This window comes from Gimesia fumaroli, from assembly GCF_007754425.1.
In the GTDB taxonomy this organism is placed as follows: domain Bacteria; phylum Planctomycetota; class Planctomycetia; order Planctomycetales; family Planctomycetaceae; genus Gimesia; species Gimesia fumaroli.
In genome coordinates, this window is record NZ_CP037452.1 from 953,585 (window position 1) to 970,735 (window position 17,151).

At 48.3% G+C, this 17,151-nt stretch carries 14 protein-coding genes; 9 read left to right on the forward strand and 5 right to left on the reverse strand.

Annotated elements, in window-relative coordinates:
• Positions 1-107: 107 nt before the first annotated feature.
• Together Enr17x_RS03745 and Enr17x_RS03750 are read left to right on the forward strand one after the other, a co-directional pair.
• Entirely contained in the window at positions 108-2,054 is a 1,947-nt protein-coding gene (locus tag Enr17x_RS03745; protein ID WP_145305997.1) for an FG-GAP repeat domain-containing protein, read from the forward strand.
• Positions 2,055-2,087: 33 nt separating this feature from the next.
• Positions 2,088-2,654, forward strand: a complete 567-nt coding sequence (locus Enr17x_RS03750) for a DUF1802 family protein (protein ID WP_145305999.1) — start codon at positions 2,088-2,090, stop codon at positions 2,652-2,654.
• A 73-nt stretch (positions 2,655-2,727) separates the two neighbouring features.
• Here the strand turns inward: Enr17x_RS03750 and Enr17x_RS03755 are convergent, their stop codons facing one another.
• Together Enr17x_RS03755 and Enr17x_RS03760 are read right to left on the reverse strand one after the other, a co-directional pair.
• Complete coding sequence (locus tag Enr17x_RS03755; RefSeq protein WP_145306001.1) at positions 2,728-4,047, reverse strand: nucleotide sugar dehydrogenase; 1,320 nt, start codon at positions 4,045-4,047, stop codon at positions 2,728-2,730.
• 309 nt (positions 4,048-4,356) lie between these two features.
• Positions 4,357-6,447, reverse strand: coding sequence for a M3 family metallopeptidase (locus Enr17x_RS03760; RefSeq protein ID WP_145306003.1), 2,091 nt, complete (start codon positions 6,445-6,447; stop codon positions 4,357-4,359).
• Between the two features lie 432 nt (positions 6,448-6,879).
• On the opposite strand from Enr17x_RS03760, the gene Enr17x_RS03765 reads away from it, so the two are divergent.
• The 6 genes from Enr17x_RS03765 to Enr17x_RS03790 all read left to right on the forward strand — a co-directional run bounded on the left by Enr17x_RS03765 (position 6,880) and on the right by Enr17x_RS03790 (position 12,307).
• Positions 6,880-7,764 carry an alpha/beta fold hydrolase gene (locus tag Enr17x_RS03765; RefSeq protein WP_232100940.1) on the forward strand — a complete coding sequence of 295 codons (885 nt, stop codon included), beginning with the start codon at positions 6,880-6,882 and terminating at the stop codon, positions 7,762-7,764.
• Positions 7,765-7,829: 65 nt separating this feature from the next.
• Positions 7,830-8,243 carry a hypothetical protein gene (locus Enr17x_RS03770; RefSeq protein WP_145306007.1) on the forward strand — a complete coding sequence of 138 codons (414 nt, stop codon included), beginning with the start codon at positions 7,830-7,832 and terminating at the stop codon, positions 8,241-8,243.
• A 41-nt stretch (positions 8,244-8,284) separates the two neighbouring features.
• Positions 8,285-9,343: a lysylphosphatidylglycerol synthase transmembrane domain-containing protein gene (locus Enr17x_RS03775; protein ID WP_145306009.1), complete on the forward strand. Its 1,059-nt coding sequence runs from the start codon at positions 8,285-8,287 to the stop codon at positions 9,341-9,343.
• A gap of 52 nt (positions 9,344-9,395) precedes the next feature.
• The gene (locus Enr17x_RS03780) at positions 9,396-10,361 is read left to right on the forward strand and encodes a glycosyltransferase family 2 protein (protein ID WP_198001174.1); all 966 of its coding nucleotides are present in this window, start codon (positions 9,396-9,398) and stop codon (positions 10,359-10,361) included.
• Positions 10,362-10,458: 97 nt separating this feature from the next.
• Positions 10,459-11,853, forward strand: coding sequence for an MBL fold metallo-hydrolase RNA specificity domain-containing protein (locus tag Enr17x_RS03785; protein ID WP_145306013.1), 1,395 nt, complete (start codon positions 10,459-10,461; stop codon positions 11,851-11,853).
• Positions 11,854-11,860: 7 nt separating this feature from the next.
• On the forward strand, positions 11,861-12,307 hold the full coding sequence (locus Enr17x_RS03790; RefSeq protein ID WP_198000953.1) for an ASCH domain-containing protein: 447 nt from the start codon (positions 11,861-11,863) through the stop codon (positions 12,305-12,307).
• Between the two features lie 18 nt (positions 12,308-12,325).
• Here the strand turns inward: Enr17x_RS03790 and trpA are convergent, their stop codons facing one another.
• Both trpA and trpB read right to left on the reverse strand, forming a co-directional pair.
• Positions 12,326-13,147: a tryptophan synthase subunit alpha gene (gene trpA / locus Enr17x_RS03795; RefSeq protein ID WP_145306017.1), complete on the reverse strand. Its 822-nt coding sequence runs from the start codon at positions 13,145-13,147 to the stop codon at positions 12,326-12,328.
• Between the two features lie 69 nt (positions 13,148-13,216).
• The gene (gene trpB, locus Enr17x_RS03800; protein WP_145306019.1) at positions 13,217-14,422 is read right to left on the reverse strand and encodes a tryptophan synthase subunit beta; all 1,206 of its coding nucleotides are present in this window, start codon (positions 14,420-14,422) and stop codon (positions 13,217-13,219) included.
• Positions 14,423-14,736: 314 nt separating this feature from the next.
• On the opposite strand from trpB, the gene Enr17x_RS03805 reads away from it, so the two are divergent.
• Complete coding sequence (locus Enr17x_RS03805) at positions 14,737-14,940, forward strand: hypothetical protein (protein ID WP_145306021.1); 204 nt, start codon at positions 14,737-14,739, stop codon at positions 14,938-14,940.
• Positions 14,941-14,962: 22 nt separating this feature from the next.
• Here the strand turns inward: Enr17x_RS03805 and Enr17x_RS03810 are convergent, their stop codons facing one another.
• Positions 14,963-17,125 (reverse strand): ArnT family glycosyltransferase, encoded by a 2,163-nt coding sequence (locus Enr17x_RS03810; RefSeq protein WP_145306023.1) that lies wholly within the window; start codon positions 17,123-17,125, stop codon positions 14,963-14,965.
• Positions 17,126-17,151 lie beyond the last annotated feature (26 nt).

The window sequence follows — 17,151 nt, forward strand, 5'->3', positions numbered from 1 at the left end:
TCTTCCAGAGTATTCGAGTTAAATATAGGAAGTCATAAATTTTTGAGATTATAGCACGTCTTTGCTTTTTGAACGATACTACTCATTCCGTTTTAGGAAATTCTATTATGGTCGCTCGTCCTCTATTTCGAACTGGTTATCAGCTCGGTTTCGCCTTCTTGTTTTTTACTCTGACGGTCTCGTTGCCCGCGGAAGAATTGGAGCAATTAACCTACCATAATCCAGATCTTGAAGTTGATCTGGGGGTCGGGTTATGGGCTTGGCCGCTTCCGATGGATTACGATGGCGATGGTGATCTGGATCTGTTGGTTTCCTGCCCGGATAAGCCTTCCAATGGAACCTATTTCTTCGAAAATCGATCCGATGGTAAACAGAAGCTGCCTGTTTTTGAGCCGGGGGTTCGCTTGGGAAAAGGCTATCACAATACCTGTCTCTCATCGATCAATGGAACACCTCGTGTCTTAGTTTCCGGGAGGGAAGTGGTTGATTTTCAAAAGCAGGGTTTTGATAAACTGACTGCGTTACCCGTTGACCGAAATGTGCATGGGAAAAAAGTGCGTGCGAATCAATGGTACTATGTGGATTACGACGGCGATCAGGATCATGATTTGATTGTAGGAGTCGGCGACTGGGGTGACTATGGCTGGGACGACGCCTACAACGAACAGGGGCAGTGGACCAACGGACCGCTGCATGGTTTGGTGTATGTGCTGAAAAATTCTGGTACCGATGAAAAGCCCAATTATGAAAAACCGGTCAAGATTAAGGTCGGAGATCAGCCTCTGGAAGTGTTTGGCTGGCCTTCTCCTAACTTTGCCGACTTTGATCATGATGGTGATCTGGATTTGTTGTGTGGAGAATTTCTGGATCAATTAACATACTTCGAGAATATAGGAACCCGAAGCGAACCTCGTTATGTGTCTGGGCGCCGTCTGGCGAATAATGGTCAGCCTTTGCAGATGGATTTGCAGATGATCGTGCCGACTGCGATTGACTGGGATCAGGATGGCGATACCGATCTGGTGATTGGGGATGAAGATGGACGTGTCGCATTCATGGAGAATACGGGAGAACTGTTGGGCGGGCTGCCTCAGTTTCTCTCTCCACGTTATTTCCGGCAAAAGGCAGCGGGAGTCAAGTTTGGTGCTCTGGCGACGCCTTACGCTTATGACTGGGATGGTGACGGCGATGAAGATCTGATCTGTGGGAATACCGCAGGCTATATTGGTTTGATTGAAAATCTGGATGGAAACGCGAATTCCCCTCAACTGGCTGCCCCTCGTTATCTGGAAGCAGGCGGCCGACCGATTCGAATTCAGGCAGGTCCTAACGGCTCGATTCAAGGTCCCTGTGAAGCGAAGTGGGGATATACAACCCAGACGGTCGCAGACTGGAATCAGGATGGATTGCCCGATTTACTGGTGAATTCAATCTGGGGAGAAATTCTCTGGTACGAAAATATTGGGACACGGAAAGCTCCCAAACTGGCTCCTGCACAGACGGTAGACGTGGAATGGAAGGGCAATGTTCCCAAGCCTGCCTGGAACTGGTGGAATCCGCGTGGCAATCAATTGGTGACTCAGTGGAGAACGACTCCCGTTGCCGTCGATTTCAATCAGGATGGCCTAACTGATTTGGTGATGCTGGATCATGAAGGTTATATTGCCTTTTTTGAGCGGGTTCGTGATGGCAAAGAACTCAAGTTGCAGCCGGGCCAGCGAATTTTTGTGGATGAATCTCTCAAGCCGATTCAACTGAATCCCAAACGGGCCGGCGGTAGTGGGCGGTATAAACTGCATATCGTCGACTGGGATGGCGATGGACGCTTGGATCTACTCGTGAATAGCATGAATGCTGACTTCTATCGCAATGAAAAAACCGTTGATGGAAAAGTCGTCTTGAAAAATCAGGGACCCCTCAGTTCACGAAAACTGGCCGGCCATACCAGCAGCCCTTGTACGGTGGATTGGGACAAGGACGGCGTTCGTGATTTAATCGTGGGTGCCGAAGACGGTTATCTGTATTGGATGCAGAATCCGCGTTCAAAGAAATAATGACACAACTGCTCTCAATTGTCTGGTAGAAATATGCTGGCACAGAATCGAATCGCATTTAAAGAATGGGGGGCTGTCTGCGCTGCGTTAGGGCAGGGGAGACAGTCCGTCCTGGTACGAAAGGGAGGCATTCACGAAGGACAACAGGGTTTCCGTGTTGACCATCGTGAGTTCTGGCTTTTTTCGACGCGTTTTCATCAGGGGGCTGAGCAGTTACAGCCGGAATTTAGCGATTTACTCCAAGCCCCGATTGCGATTGAGCCCGCTTCGGAAAAGATCATGCTGGCATTGTATGCAGTGGTTGAAAAGGTCGCAGAAATCAAAGATCCGTCAGTGCTTTCCCGGTTGGATTCGCTTCAGGTTTTGAATCAGGAAACGATCCAACAGCGGTTTGAATATAAAAACCCGGGTTTATTTGTGTTGCTGGTCCGCGCTTATCAACTGTCTCAACCATTTGAAGTAGAGAGTGAAACGCGTTATGCCGGTTGCCGAAGTTGGGTTGAATTATCGCAAGAATATTCAACCAGCAATCTGACACCCATCTTGACCGATGAGCAGTTTGCACAGCAGCAACAGGCTTTGGAACAGATTATTACTTGAGTCGAGGAATGTGTCGGCCAAACAAAAACAGCCCGGTTGGTTATCAACCGGGCTGTTGTGATTCAGTCTCTGGCTATGCTTTATAGATTTTCTCGCGACCTTCTGTCACATTCTTCGTGGCGTTACGTGTATCTAGAATCATGCCTGAATGTTTGACGATAAAGTCATAGTCATAGGCACTATGATCTGTGGCGATGAGCACACAATCCTGAGCTGCCAGAAATTCGGGAGTTAATTCCTGACTTTCCATAGCCGGTACATTGTGATGACGCATCTTGGGCAAACTTGGAATATGAGGATCGTTGTAAGTGAAGTCCACGCCACGTTCGAGTAGCAGGTCTAACAGGTGGAACGATGGGCTTTCGCGGGGGTCGTCGACATCTTTTTTGTAGGCAACGCCCAGCATGCAGATTTTACTTCCTTTGAGAGGCTTTCCCTGCTGATTCAGAAACTCGGCCAATCGGTCAATCACATAACGCGGCATACGGGTATTGACTTCCCCCGCTAACTCGATGAATCGCGTGGTGAGGCCTTCTTTGCGTGCCAGCCAGCTCAGGTAGAACGGGTCGATGGGAATACAGTGCCCCCCCAGTCCCGGGCCAGGGTAGAAGGCCTGAAAACCGAAGGGTTTGGTTTTCGCTGCATCGATGACTTCCCAGACATCAATGCCCATGCGATCAAATAATGTTTTAAGTTCATTGACCATCGCGATATTGACCGCGCGGTACGTATTCTCCAGAATCTTACAGGCTTCAGCCACTTCCGGTGAAGAAACCGGAATCACATTGACCACGGCATGTTCATACAAGGCAGCGGCGATTCGCAGGCTGTTTTCTTCCATCCCGCCGACGACTTTGGGAATCCCTGCTGCAGAAAAATCCGGGTTGCCGGGATCTTCACGTTCCGGGCTGTAGGCGAGATAATAGTCCTCGCCGATTTTAAGGCCTTTGGCATCGAGAATCGGCAACAGGACATCGCGTGTTGTTGTCGGATAAGTTGTGCTCTCTAGTACGACGAGTTGACCGGGGCGTAATGACTCGGCAATCGCTTTCGCTGTATTTTCGACATAGGCGAGGTCAGGGTCGCGGCTCGTTGTCAGCGGGGTCGGTACGCAGATCAGCAGAGCATCTGCTTCGCTCATGCGTGATAAATCTGTGGTCGATTCAAACTGTTTCTTTTCCAGCCAGTCGGAAACTGTTTTGGAAGGGATATGTTGGATATAGCTTTTGCCGGCCTGAAGTTGATCGACCTTATTTTGATCAACATCGAATCCCATCGTTTTGAAGCCGCTGTTCACAAAGGCATCAATCAGGGGGAGTCCTACATATCCCAAGCCGATAATACCAATGATTGCAGTTTTATCTTTAATTGCCTGCTCAAGCTGATTTGCCATCTAAGTGCCGTCCTTGTTTAAGTCATTAATGCAGGTATACGATGCTGCGAAGCCGGCCGGATCATATCAGTCGAACTTATTTCCTGCAAGCATTTTAGCGGAGGCCCTCCAACCGGAGATTTCTCTCGATGTATCGACAGATTCTATTAAGAATTCCGCGGTTGTCGTTGTGTATCCAAACCGAACATCTGAATACACTTCCAAGTGTTTGGGCTTAAATTTGTAGCGCAGGCAAACTCTATGCACCATTTCCAGAGTGGGAAAACGGACCCAGGAGAACCAGATCTGCAACGAAAGAACCAGGCTGTTTTATAGCAGACCTGTATGGCGTAAAAGTGGTTCAGGGCTGGGTTCACGGCCGCGGAACTCTTTGAAGAGATCCATTGGATGGCAACTGCCACCCTTGGCAAGAATGGTGTCACGGAACCGTCTGCCTGTTTCTGCCACAGCCTGTTCATTGTCGAGGCCTGCTTCTTCAAAGGCACTGAATGCATCGGCACTGAGCACTTCCGCCCATTTATAACTGAAGTAGCCGGCTGCATATCCTCCGGCAAAAATGTGCTGGAAAGAACACAGAAAACGATCTTCCGGCAGCATCGGCAGGATTGAAGTCGTCTGGCTCACTTCGCGCTGGACATCGAAGACGGTTTGAGAACCATTCGGATCAAACTCACTATGCAGTTTCAAATCGACGACACCAAATTGGATTTGACGGAGCATCTGTGTGCCCGCCTGGTAGTTGCGTGCGGATTTAATTTTCTCAAATAATTCGTCAGGCAATGTTTCCCCGGTTTCGAAATGTTTGGCCATACCCAGGAGCGTGGGCTTATGATAACACCAGTTTTCCATAAACTGGCTGGCTAGTTCGACAGCATCCCACTCCACACCATTAATGCCGGCAGCATCTGCTTCATTGATCGTCGTCAGCATGTGCTGCAGGCCATGTCCGAATTCGTGAAACAGCGTTTCGACTTCGCGGAACGTCATCAGGGACGGCTTGTCTCCCACGGGAGGTGTCGAATTACAGACCAGATGAGCAACGGGAATTTGTACGTTGCCTGCAACGATTTTGCGGCCGAGGCAATCGTCCATCCAGGCGCCTCCGCGTTTGTCGGCGGGACGTGCATAAGGATCGAGATAAAATCCGGCTATTGTTTCGCCCGTTTCACTGGCAATATTGAAATAGCGGACATCTTTATTCCAGACAGGGACTTCTTCCGCTACAGCGGTGACCGTAATTCCAAAGATTCGATTTACTAACTCGAATAAGCCATCCAGAACTTTTTCCAGTGAGAAGTAGGGGCGTAATTCTTCATCTGTATAGCTGAAACGCTGCTCGCGCAGTCGTTCTGACCAGAAGGCAAAATCCCATTGGATGATCGGTTCCGTTTCGCCCTGTTCCGCGGCAAATTCTTGTAGCTCTTTTAAATCCTGCTGGCCTGCATCCCATGATGCCGTACGCAGTCGTTCTTCCATTTCCAGAACCGCATCAATGCTGGGAGCCATTTTCTCTGCCAGACTTACTTCGGCAAAACTTTGATAACCGAGGAGTTGTGCTTTTTCTTTACGCAGTTTCAGGATCTGTGGGATCAAGGGGGTATTATCAACGTCTCCTTCCGAGGCGCGCGTGATAAAAGCCCGATATACTTTTTCGCGCAGGTCTCGCTTTCGACAGTGCTGCATGAATGGACCGAAGCAGGGGAAATCCAAACTGATTCTCCAAGGCCCCTGTTCAGGAGTTGCTTCGGTGTCGGCTTCTTTGTCATCCCAACTGTTATAGGATTGGGCCGTCAATTGTTTGAGACTGTCGGGAAACCCTTCTACGACATCTGGGTCCGTGATAATCAGCGAAAAGGCTTTTGTCGCGTCCAGAACATTGTTTGAGAACTTGGTTGCCAGACGAGACAGTTCTGTTGCGATTTCATTAAACCGTGTGAGTTGTTCTCCTTCGAGGCCGATGCCGGCGAGCTCTGCTGACAGAATCCGTTTGTCAATAATCCGGCGTTGCGCGTCATTGAGTTCATTCCACTTATTGCTGTCGCGCAGACTTTTCAAGGCTTCGTAGATGGGCTTGCTTTGTTTCACACGCAATGAGAAAGCAACCACTTCCGGAAGCACGCTTTCATAAGCTTCGCGCAGTTCGGGAGTATTTTTTACACCCAGCAAATGTCCGATCGACCCCCATGATCGTTCCCAGGGATAGTCTAATTCTTCCAAGGGCTGCATCAGACCTTCCCAAGACGGCTCTGCCTGTTTTTCAATTTTTTCCAGTCCGGAAGTTGATTGCTCCAGCAGTGACTTGACGGCAGGTTCAATGTGCTGAGGTTCGATGCAATCAAAACGAGGAAGGCCCTCAGAAACCAGTAAAGGGTTGTCGGCTAACGTATTTTGCTGATCCATACTAAAAACGATCCTTCTTGCGGAATTTCTGGTATTCAAAGTGATTGGCGTTCCTGTGCCGGATCATAATTCATCGTCGATCGGCGGGGCCATCATAAAAAATAGAAGACTTCTGTATAAAGCCATTCTATATATTCGATGAATCGATACAATGCCCTGTAGGATTTTACTTGATAAGAGTCCCCTGCCGATACCTTGGAAGACGTGAAATGAGTCGCGTTTTGACTGGGAATCGTTTTTTACCGAGTATCCAAGAGCTGTTGGCTCGAGCATATTTCGCTATCGGACCGCATTATTATGGTAGAACGCGTTCTGGCGATCTGGACGGGAATCATTTTGTCGGGCTTGTTCCCTGTACAGTGTGGGGCAGAAGAGGCTCAAGAATCGGCTGCTAAGAGGAAAATCGAGGAGATTCAAAGGAAAATACTTACTATGAAAACATTGGGCGGTCGTCAGTTTTGGGGTGATGTGCAGTTTTTTCAAGGCTGGAAAATTCAGCAGAATGTGATCAGTAAACATTATCGCCTGCTGGATGCGGGAGACCAGCGCCATGCGAGCGGAACTTTAGAAGCATGTCAGGCACGGCTGGAAGAAATTAAAGAGGCAAATCAGTTGAAGCCGATGCAGGGAAAAGCTGTCATATTGATTCACGGCATCATACGCTCATCCAAATCATTTGAAAAATTGAAAGCAGCCTGCCGACAATCAGGGCGGATGGTGGTCCCTTTTGATTATCCCAGTACGCAGGTCACAATTCCTGAGAATGCAAATTATTTGGCGCAGGTGATTGAGTCTTTGGAAGGCGTTGAAGAAATCGATCTAGTGGTACACAGTATGGGAGGACTGGTAGTTCGTTCCTGGCTGTCACAGCAGCCAGATGTTGATTCCCGAATCAAGCGGATGGTCATGCTGGGAGTGCCGAACCGAGGCGCAGATATGGCAGATCGGTTTCGCTCGAATCTGTTATTTAAAGTCATCTTTGGTCCCGCCGGTCAGCAGTTGGTGACCGAAGCCAATAGTGATTTTATTGCCAAGCTGCCAACGCCCCCCTTTCCCTTCGGAATTGTAGCGGGCGGGCGGAATGCCTTGAAGGGATATAATCCGCTGATTCGTGGTGATAATGATGGAACAGTAGGCGTGAACAGCACACGTTTGCCGGGGGCAGCTGACTATATTTTGTTACCGGTATTACACTCTTTTATGATGAGTGATTCTGAGACGATTGCATATACGATGCGTTTTCTGAAGACGGGGGCATTCCGCGAATCGGGTGAAACTCAGCCGATTCCCGTTGCTGAAACTGAAACCGTTCCCTGAACTGGAACGAACTAAATTATTGAGTTTCAAATCAATTAGTAGAATACAGCGAATAGGTTATGGTTATGGAACGAGATAAACGACACTTGCAGATACTTTCAAAGTTACAGATCATTTACGGAATTCTGAATCTGTTTGTATCGTTTTATTTTTATAAAGTCACCTCCGTCATGGTACGTGATTATCAAAAGGTGCTTGAAGAATCAAATCCAGAGGTGCAAGTAGGTTTATTGCTTGGCTTCGGTTTTATTCTTTTTTTACTCGGAGTTGTGGTTTTATTCTGTATTATTCTGACAGGACAATCTCTGGCGCGATATGAAAATTATCAATATTGCCTCATCATTGCAGTGCTGGAATGTCTGATATTTCCTATCGGTACGATTCTTGGGATTTATACGATTTTGGTTTTGCGACGCGCATCGGTCAAAGAATTATTTTCTGTAACTCAAGCGGAAGCTGGGAAAAGTAGTGTCAGTTAGTTACGCCACTCGCATTTTTTCTTACGAGACAGATTCTGTTTATGTCTGACACAAAAGCCATACCCGTTTCGAAATCTGTCTCGGCTCGAGTCTGGAAGTTGATCAAATGGGGGTTGCTGGCTTTGGTCCTCTATTTTGTGGGGCAGCAAGGCTATCAACTCTATCAGGAGCAGAGTGATTCGCTGGCTGAAATTCAGATCAAGCCAGTCTGGCTGGTCCTGGCGGGGTGTTGCAACTTTGTAGCCTGGTTGCCGTCAGTCTGGTTCTGGCAGCGATTGATGATTACCTCAGGTGAACAAGTCGCTTTCTGGCCCACTGCCCGCGCCTATTATGGGGGCCACCTGGGGAAATATATTCCGGGGAAAGTTTCCGTTTTATTGATTCGAGCGACTTTGTTAAAAGAGTTTGGCGTGCGCGTTTCCGTGTCTGCTTTGACGGCCGCTTATGAGACACTGGCAGTTATGGGAGTGGGCTTAGTCGTGTTTCTAGCATTAGTGCCTCATGTGTTTAATTCCGATCAGCTAGCCGAATGGCCAGCCTGGATTCAGTCGATTCAAGCCCGGCCACTGCTGGTTCCGATTTTGTTTTTGTTTGTCTTATTTGTCTCTTTGCCTTTAGTTTCACGGCTTCTGAATCTGGTTTCAAAAAAAATTACAAAGTCCGAGGTCGAAGCGTCTGCAGCAGAACCGCGGCCTTCGATTTCGATTCGTTTACTTTATGTGGGCGTCTTTGTGTTTTTGATCAGCTGGATTTTGCACGGTTTAAGTTTAGGGCTCATTCTTACTTCTCTGGGAAACTCAGGGCCGAACTGGCACGAATGGCCTCTCTGGACAGCCGCGATTTCAGCCGCCTTCTCGCTAGGCTTTGCTGCATTGTTTGCACCCGCTGGGTTGGGGGTACGAGAAGGGCTGATTGCGGCAATTCTTGCCGGCTCACCCGCAATTGGGCCGGTGAATGCCTTTGTTGCTGCGTTATTGATCCGAATCGTTTCTTTTGCTAGTGAAATTCTGGCGGCCTTTGTTTTATACTATGGTATCAGGAGCCGGACGGACATGGATACTATTTCGACACAAGAGACACTGCCTTCTGATACAAACTGACTCAGCTATCGTTTTTCCCGCTGCGAGAAAGGTCTTCGCCGTGCTCTCTATTATGATTCCTGTATTAAATGAATCCGAAAGTTTGCCACAACTGTATCAGGAAATCTGTGATACGAGTCAGGCTCATGATCTCGATCTGGAAGTGATCTTTATCGACGATGGTTCGACTGACACTTCCTGGGAGATTATTTCCGGTCTGGCTGCTAAGGATGAGCGAGTTTCAGGAATCCGTTTTCGCCGAAATTTTGCCAAAGCAGCTGCACTGACGGCAGGCATGCGAGCAGCACGGGGATCTGTGATTATGATGATGGATGCAGACCTGCAGGATGACCCCAAAGAAATTCCCCGCTTTCTGGAAAAACTGAACGAAGGCTATGATGTTGTCAACGGTTGGAAAGAACGCCGGCTTGATCCCTGGCATAAGGTTTATCCGAGTAAGGTATTCAACTGGATGATCGCCAAACTGACCGGGCTGAAACTGCACGATCATAACTGTGGCTTGAAATTGTTTCGTAAGGATGTCGCCGCTGAGATTCGCATCTATGGCGAATTACATCGCTTTATCCCGGTTCTCGCAGATGCGCGAGGTTTTAAAGTCACCGAAATTCCTATCCATCACCGGGAACGCCAGCACGGCTATTCCAAATATGGTGTGCGTCGATTTTTGAGAGGATTTTTAGACCTGTTAACGGTTCGGTTTTTAACAGGTTATGGACAGCGCCCTCAACATATGCTGGGAGCTATTGGTTTGAGCTGTCTCTTCTTAGGCTTCTTAGGATTGGGGTACCTCGGATTTCTCTGGGTGTTGACGAATGCCTTTGGTCTGGAACTGGGGCCGATTGGAAACCGTCCCTTGCTGGCCTATTCTGTGGCAGCGACAATTCTGGGGGGACAGGCGATCAGTCTGGGTTTGCTGGCTGAGCTCATTGTCGCCTATACAGGTCGGCATCAGGATTCCTACAGCATCTCCGAACGGACGGGTACCACCTCCCAGAATGAGCAGGAAATCATCGTTTAATCAACTTCTTCAAACTGATGCCTGCTTTGATAGTGCGCGATTACCATTTCTGTAAGAGTTCTCCCGTTTCTTTTTATGTCTGGAAATGAAACTTTAGATGAAAATATCCTTTCTCGGAGCCGCTGGCGAAGTAACCGGTAGCCAGCATTTGATTGAGACTGATTCACGACGGATATTGCTGGACTGTGGATTATTTCAGGGGCACCGCCAAGAATCGTATTTAAAAAACAGCTGGTTTGCTTATCCGCCGGATTCGATCGATGCTGTCTTTTTATCGCATGGGCACATGGACCATTGTGGCAACCTGCCACGACTTTTTAGCAAAGGTTTTCGCGGACCGATCTTTTGTACGTCTGCGACGGCGGATATCGCTGAGATCATGTTGAAAGATAGTGCCCGGATACAGGCTGAAGACGCCAAGTATCTCGCGAGAAAATTAAAAGAGAAGCATCCGCCGATTGAACCCCTGTATTCCGAAGAGGATGTAGATGGGGTGGCAAAACTGTTTGAGCGTCTGGATTATCATGAATGGCATGAGTTAGGAGACGATGTCAAATTGCGTTTTCTGGATGCCGGGCACATTCTGGGGTCCGCCATTATTGAAATGAAAATCAAAGATCAACGGGAATGGCGGCACCTTGTTTTTACTGGTGACCTGGGACGACGGAATTTACCTTTACTCAGGGATCCAGAGACGATTGAAGGTTGCGAAGTCTTAATTTCAGAAAGCACCTACGGAAACCGCGTGCATGAAAAGGTATCGGATATCAAAGAGGAATTGTATCAGATCCTTGATGAGGCCTATCGTGTTGAAGGACGTGTGATAATACCGGCCTTCAGTTTGGGGCGGACTCAACAGATAATTTATTATTTGAATGAACTGTATAACGAAAAACGTCTGCCACACATTCCCATTTTTGTTGACAGTCCCCTTTCCACAAGGCTGGTTTCCGTCTTTCGACATCATCTTCATGAAATGGATGACGAAGTTCAGGCGATGATGGAAGCCGACAAAGACCCCTTCGGATTTGCATTACTCGACTATGTTTCAACACGCGAACAAAGTATCGCCCTCAATAAGCGGAAAGGCGCCTTTGTTGTGATTGCTGGGAGTGGAATGTGCGAAAACGGTCGTGTGCGGCACCATCTGAAAAACGGTATCGACAATATTGAAAATACAATTGTTTTAATGGGATACCAGGCGGCGAATACATTAGGCAGACGTTTACAGCAACGGGATCCCAAGGTGAAAATCTTTGATCGATATTACAAGGTGAAGGCCAAGGTCGTTCAACTAAGTGGACTGTCAGGTCATGCCGATGTGGAAGATTTCAAATGGTGGTATGCACAGTCAGCAAAACTTGGAAATATTGGCCAGGTCTTTCTGGTGCATGGCGAACCCGAATCGGCAGAAGCACTGGCGGCTTTAATTCGTGATGAGTGTGATTTGGAACCCATTATTCCCCACTATCAACAATCTTTTGAAGTTTGAGCCAGCGATGACAAGACCTATCAAGCATCCTGATAAAAGGCTGCCTGCACTGGGAATCCGACAGCCTTGGGCGGAACTGATTTTGCGTGGTATTAAAACAATCGAAATCCGTTCCAGCCAGACGAACATTCGCGGCCCGATTTATGTTTATGCATCGAAGAAGCTGGCAAAAACGTCTCATGCTGAACTTGCTACTGAGCAGGCAGAGATCAATGTAGAAGAACTTCCTACCGGCGTGTTGATCGGTACGGTGGAGATTGTGGATTCATTTCCCGTTAGCAAACAACATGCTGCCGCTGCAGGAGTGCCTGCCAACTTACTAAAAGGAAAATTTGGCTGGGAACTCGCAAAACCGAAACGTTTGCAGAAACTCATCGTGCCTGACTATCTGCCGTATGGGGTCTGGTTTTATCCTTTTTTACGCAAACAGACAGGCACGCGAAAGAAATCCTGAACACTTCAGAGCAGGATGTTAACCCTTTGTCGCTGCTACCATTTCAGCCGCGTAATCGCCGATCGCTGTAATCACATCTTTGACGGTTTGACTGGGGTCAGAAAATGCAGCGAATTGTTTTACGATGGCGGAACCGATGATGAAGCCATCTGCTTTGCCGCGCAAGGTGTCGACATGCTTGGGTTGACTGATTCCAAAGCCAACGGCCAGCGGCAGATCTGTCAGATTGCGCAATGATTTCAGATGCGCGGTCAATTCCTCGGGAAGCTCATCGCGGACTCCGGTCGTTCCGGCAACCGAGATACAGTAGATAAATCCACTGGCGGCTTGCACAATGCGTTTCGTACGATCTTCTGGCGTTAACGGTGAAACGAGTTGGACCAGATCGAGGTTGGCCGTTTTGGTTTTCTCAGCGAATTCCGGTGCTTCATCGCCGGGCAGGTCAGGGACAATCAATCCGGAAAAGCCGGCGGCTTCTGCTTCCTGTAAAAATTTCTCAGCGCCGTACCGGAAGATAATCGCATAAGATACCATGCCTACCAAAGGCGGCAGAGTGACAGAAGAATCTTCCGACAGTGCTTTCAGTGCTTCGAACAGGTCATGCACATGGAACCCGTTATTTAAAGCACGGGTGTACGATTCTTGAATCACCGGACCATCTGCGATGGGATCACTATAGGGGAAACCTACCTCAATCAGATCCACACCCCGCTGGGCCAGTTCTTTCAGCACGGCGACTGTGGTTTCAAGATCGGGATCACCGGCTGTGATGAAAGGCATGAAGGCCATGCGGTTTTCCGATTTTAACTGCGCAAATTTATCAGAGATTAATGTGGTCACGATTTACTGCAATACTGTTATGAGAAGAGAAGAGATGGTTCTGAAAACGATGATCGGGGTGGTCTGAAATTAAATATCCCGTCCAATGAGGCGGGCGACTTCATTCACGTCTTTATCGCCTCGACCTGATAAACAGACGACAATGATTTCATCGGGGTTGGCATCACCGGCGACTTTCAATGCCTGGGCGATGGCGTGGGACGATTCAATCGCAGGGATGATGCCTTCCAGTTTTGCCATTGTCTGGAAGCCTGCCAGTGCTTCGTCATCGGTGATCGCCGTGTAATTGACGCGGCCCGAATCTTTCCAGTAACTGTGTTCGGGGCCAACGCCCGGATAGTCCAGACCTGCGGAAATCGAATGCACGTCTAACGTTTGACCATCATCATCCTGCAGGACATATCCAAAGCTCCCGTGCAGAACTCCTTTGGCACCGTAGCTGAGAGTGCTGGCATGCTGGCCTGGCTCGGGGCCTCTTCCGCCGGCTTCTACTCCCGTCAGCTTCACGGATTCATCATCAATAAATGGATAGAACATTCCTGCGGAGTTAGAGCCGCCTCCCACGCAGGCGATGACCTGATCTGGAAGTTTCCCTGTTTGTTCGAGACATTGAGCACGGGTCTCTTTACCGATAACAGATTGAAAATCGCGGACCATCATTGGGAATGGGTGAGGCCCGATGACGGAGCCGATAATGTAATGTGTTGTTTCAACGCTCGACATCCAGTCGCGCATCGCTTCGTTCACCGCATCGCGTAAAGTCTGAGAACCGCTGGTCACGCCACGTACTTCCGCGCCCATCATTTTCATATTAAACACATTGAGCTTCTGACGGCGAATATCTTCTTCACCCATATAGACAATACATTCAAGGCCAAAGCGGGCACATGCGACTGCAGAGGCGACGCCGTGCTGGCCGGCACCAGTTTCTGCGATCACTCGTTTTTTGCCCATCCTCATGGTTAACAGGGCTTGACCGATGGTGTTATTGATCTTGTGGGCTCCCGTATGATTGAGGTCTTCTCGTTTCAGATAAATTTTGGCGCCGCCGCAATGTTCAGTCAGGCGTTCTGCAAAATACAATGGATTCGGTCGACCGACATAGTTTTTTAACAGGTCATCCAGTTCGGCCTGGAAGCTGGGATCCTGTTTGGCTTTCTCATATTCCTGGGTCAGTTCTTCCAAGGCATGCATCAATGTTTCCGGGACAAAGCGGCGTCCAAATTCCCCAAAGCGACCTGCAGAATCAGGCACGTTCGATAAGCTGGTTGTCATAATTGGCTCAAATAAAGTAACTGTAAATCAAAATAGAGTTTGCTTTGACCATTATTGAATTCCCGGTGCAGATGGTCAATGCCCGCCAGTTGGACCGTTGAGAATCAGGAAAGGTTCGATTCAAATGTGGGTATTCGGGCAGTTCGATACGTCGTCATATGTTCTTTGATATCATGCTTTTGAGGCGTTTTAGCCACAAAAAATGAGGTGACCAGTCAGAATTTTGTAGGATTTTGTGGAAAAGATCGATAAAATGCGGGATGCGAATTGTGAGGCGATCATGTTTCACATGAGGAATGAGGGGGGAGTTGATTATGAACACGTCTGATCAAAAATTGGCCGAGGCCATCAATCAGGAAACCATTCATATCGATGAATTCGAGCGTTTTTGTCTCTTAGAGAGTAAACCGCGCGGTTATCAGAATCTGGATGATAGTGATATTATCATTCCGAATTTGGGAAGTGCACCCCGTTCCGCTCGGCGGGAACTCTATGATTTCGACTCCCCCGTAGGTTAATTGGCTGCAAGCAATGAGCCGCTCAGGGAGCTACCGGAAAGATTTGCGCTGTGATGAAGTAGCGCTCGCCTTCTCGCTCAACAATCAGTTCCGGAGCCCATGTCAGTATTTCTTTTTGTTCATCTGTTCTGAATGAATCGAATTTTCGATAACTGTATCGGTTTAGTAACGGGGGTTCCAGCACGCCTTCTTTCACGAGCTGTTCAAACCGGGGTGGTGTGACGTAGCTGGTAAAGCCATAAGTGAGCCGATACCGGAGTATTTCCGCCCAGTTTACATAGACATAAACGATATGTTCTTCCTTGAATTTCTGCTTGATCTCTTTGGCAGGTTTCAACGAGAGTAACTCATTCGGGATATCTGATTCCGGTTTCGCCGTCCACTGTTGGAATATCTCATGGTCGAAAACTGTATTATAGATCACAGGGAACTCAGCATAAAACAGTTCTGCATCACCCACAGAGAGTACCACCTGCTTCGCCCCCAGCTTCATTTGATTCAATTGCATGATTTCTGGCCCGGTGATGGAAGTGGCCAGTTTTCGTGAATAGCTTAATTCATTCAGATAAGTGTTATTGCCACTGAGTGCACTGGTGGCGATGGTGAGATTAAATAGAAATGCAGCAAAGATCGCGATCGTGAGCCCGACTTTCCAGAGTTGCTTCGAACTCCAGGTGGCGCCGATACCTGCCAGGACTGAAACAACGGGAATCATGGTGACGTCAATGACATTATTTGCCAGATACGTCAGGCCAAGCGGTTCCATTCCATGTCCATTTTTCCATTTGATGTTGAGTTGTTCGTTCAAATCAACACCGCCAAACACAGAATAGAGTAGTGGATAGACGGGGTTGCCAGTCTCTACGAGATTTTTTAACAGCCACGGACCAACGGCAAGTAAAGTGCCGATAGAGAAAATGGCTGCTAGTTTGAGTGTGACAGCTGTTCGTAATTGTTTTTTGTCTTTCAGCAGCCACCAACTGAAACCCAGCAGGGCCAGCCCCAGGGGAATGACGGCTGACAGAACCCCGGGGTATTTACAAGCCATTGCAGAACCGGATAACAGACCGGTCAGGCACGCATAGCTCCATAAGGACGAGCGTGCGTCTTCTGATGTTGATGTTTCATCACTTGGTGCAGACCAGATCCTAAGTACCTGTATCGTCAGAATCAGGCTTAGCAGGCTGGCCATCAAGTAAAAGGAGAGTCCTCCCTCGGTATAGGCAATGATTGAAATGCGATAGGTCCAAGGAGTTGTCAGGAAGATCGTTGCTGCGAGCCAACCCGCATTTGGACCAAACCAGCGCCGTGCTGTGGCAAATACTCCCAGTGCCGTGAACAGGGAAAAACTCATCAGGACCAGCTTTCCTGCTTGTGCACCTGTCAGCCAGTCAGATTTCAGTGTCATTCCCAGTAAGATCAACATCTCAGTTAGAAAGGGGAAACTAGTATAAACGTTGTGTGACAGAAAGCTGATATAGCCTTGCTGGTAGAATTCTTTTGGTCCACCAAAGTGGTATTCCAATACATCAAAGTCAGTTGAGGGGAGCATGGATCCCAGAAACATGCTGAGTACAAACGGGGCGATCAGCAAACAACAGCCGGCACGAAAGAGTACTTCATGCGTGATGGTGTCTGGTAGAGAAAATTTCCAGGGTAGCGCAGTCCCGGTTTTTAATTTTGACTCACTACAAGCGAAAAGAGCTCCAGTGACTCCAAAAAAGATCAGTATCAGATAGCAGAGCCATTGGGATAAAATTCCGAGTAGTCCCCCTCCCAAAGTGAGCAGTGAAACAGCAGAGAGCCCCACGCCATAAGCGAATACGGTTCGCTCTGCTGAAAATGGAGCTAGTGGGATTTTGACCAATCTTGTAATGATCTGACCCAATCCCCAGGCTCCTGCCAGTATGGCCAAAGCAATTCCGATTAAAGGGAAACGCTGAGAGAAATAAGACCAGCCTGATGGAGGTGGGTTTTCTATGGGGAGTGGATCAACCAGATCCAGTAACAGATAGGGGAGATGTGTTAATACATCCCAGCGGCTTGTAGCGGGGTTACTGTTGGGAAGTGTAAAGCTGATAAAAACGATGAAAAATAGCAATAACCAGACTAGTGCGCTGCGCAGGACGATCGGGCGATCCTCGAACAGAGAACTGGCAGGGTCCTGTGCGGCTGGTTTATTCATGTGTTGAAATCTAAACTTGAGAATAG

Excerpts from the sequence above, each read along its gene's own strand:
- Enr17x_RS03810 (WP_145306023.1), bottom strand. The coding sequence starts at position 17,125 with ATGAATAAACCAGCCGCACAGGACCCTGCCAGTTCTCTGTTCGAGGAT.
- Enr17x_RS03770 (WP_145306007.1), top strand. The coding sequence starts at position 7,830 with ATGGAACGAGATAAACGACACTTGCAGATACTTTCAAAGTTACAGATC.
- trpB (WP_145306019.1), bottom strand. The coding sequence starts at position 14,422 with ATGACAACCAGCTTATCGAACGTGCCTGATTCTGCAGGTCGCTTTGGG.
- Enr17x_RS03745 (WP_145305997.1), top strand. The coding sequence starts at position 108 with ATGGTCGCTCGTCCTCTATTTCGAACTGGTTATCAGCTCGGTTTCGCC.
- Enr17x_RS03780 (WP_198001174.1), top strand. The coding sequence starts at position 9,396 with ATGATTCCTGTATTAAATGAATCCGAAAGTTTGCCACAACTGTATCAG.
- Enr17x_RS03750 (WP_145305999.1), top strand. The coding sequence starts at position 2,088 with ATGCTGGCACAGAATCGAATCGCATTTAAAGAATGGGGGGCTGTCTGC.
- Enr17x_RS03765 (WP_232100940.1), top strand. The coding sequence starts at position 6,880 with ATGAAAACATTGGGCGGTCGTCAGTTTTGGGGTGATGTGCAGTTTTTT.
- Enr17x_RS03790 (WP_198000953.1), top strand. The coding sequence starts at position 11,861 with ATGACAAGACCTATCAAGCATCCTGATAAAAGGCTGCCTGCACTGGGA.
- Enr17x_RS03760 (WP_145306003.1), bottom strand. The coding sequence starts at position 6,447 with ATGGATCAGCAAAATACGTTAGCCGACAACCCTTTACTGGTTTCTGAG.
- Enr17x_RS03785 (WP_145306013.1), top strand. The coding sequence starts at position 10,459 with ATGAAAATATCCTTTCTCGGAGCCGCTGGCGAAGTAACCGGTAGCCAG.
- Enr17x_RS03755 (WP_145306001.1), bottom strand. The coding sequence starts at position 4,047 with ATGGCAAATCAGCTTGAGCAGGCAATTAAAGATAAAACTGCAATCATT.
- Enr17x_RS03805 (WP_145306021.1), top strand. The coding sequence starts at position 14,737 with ATGAACACGTCTGATCAAAAATTGGCCGAGGCCATCAATCAGGAAACC.
- Enr17x_RS03775 (WP_145306009.1), top strand. The coding sequence starts at position 8,285 with ATGTCTGACACAAAAGCCATACCCGTTTCGAAATCTGTCTCGGCTCGA.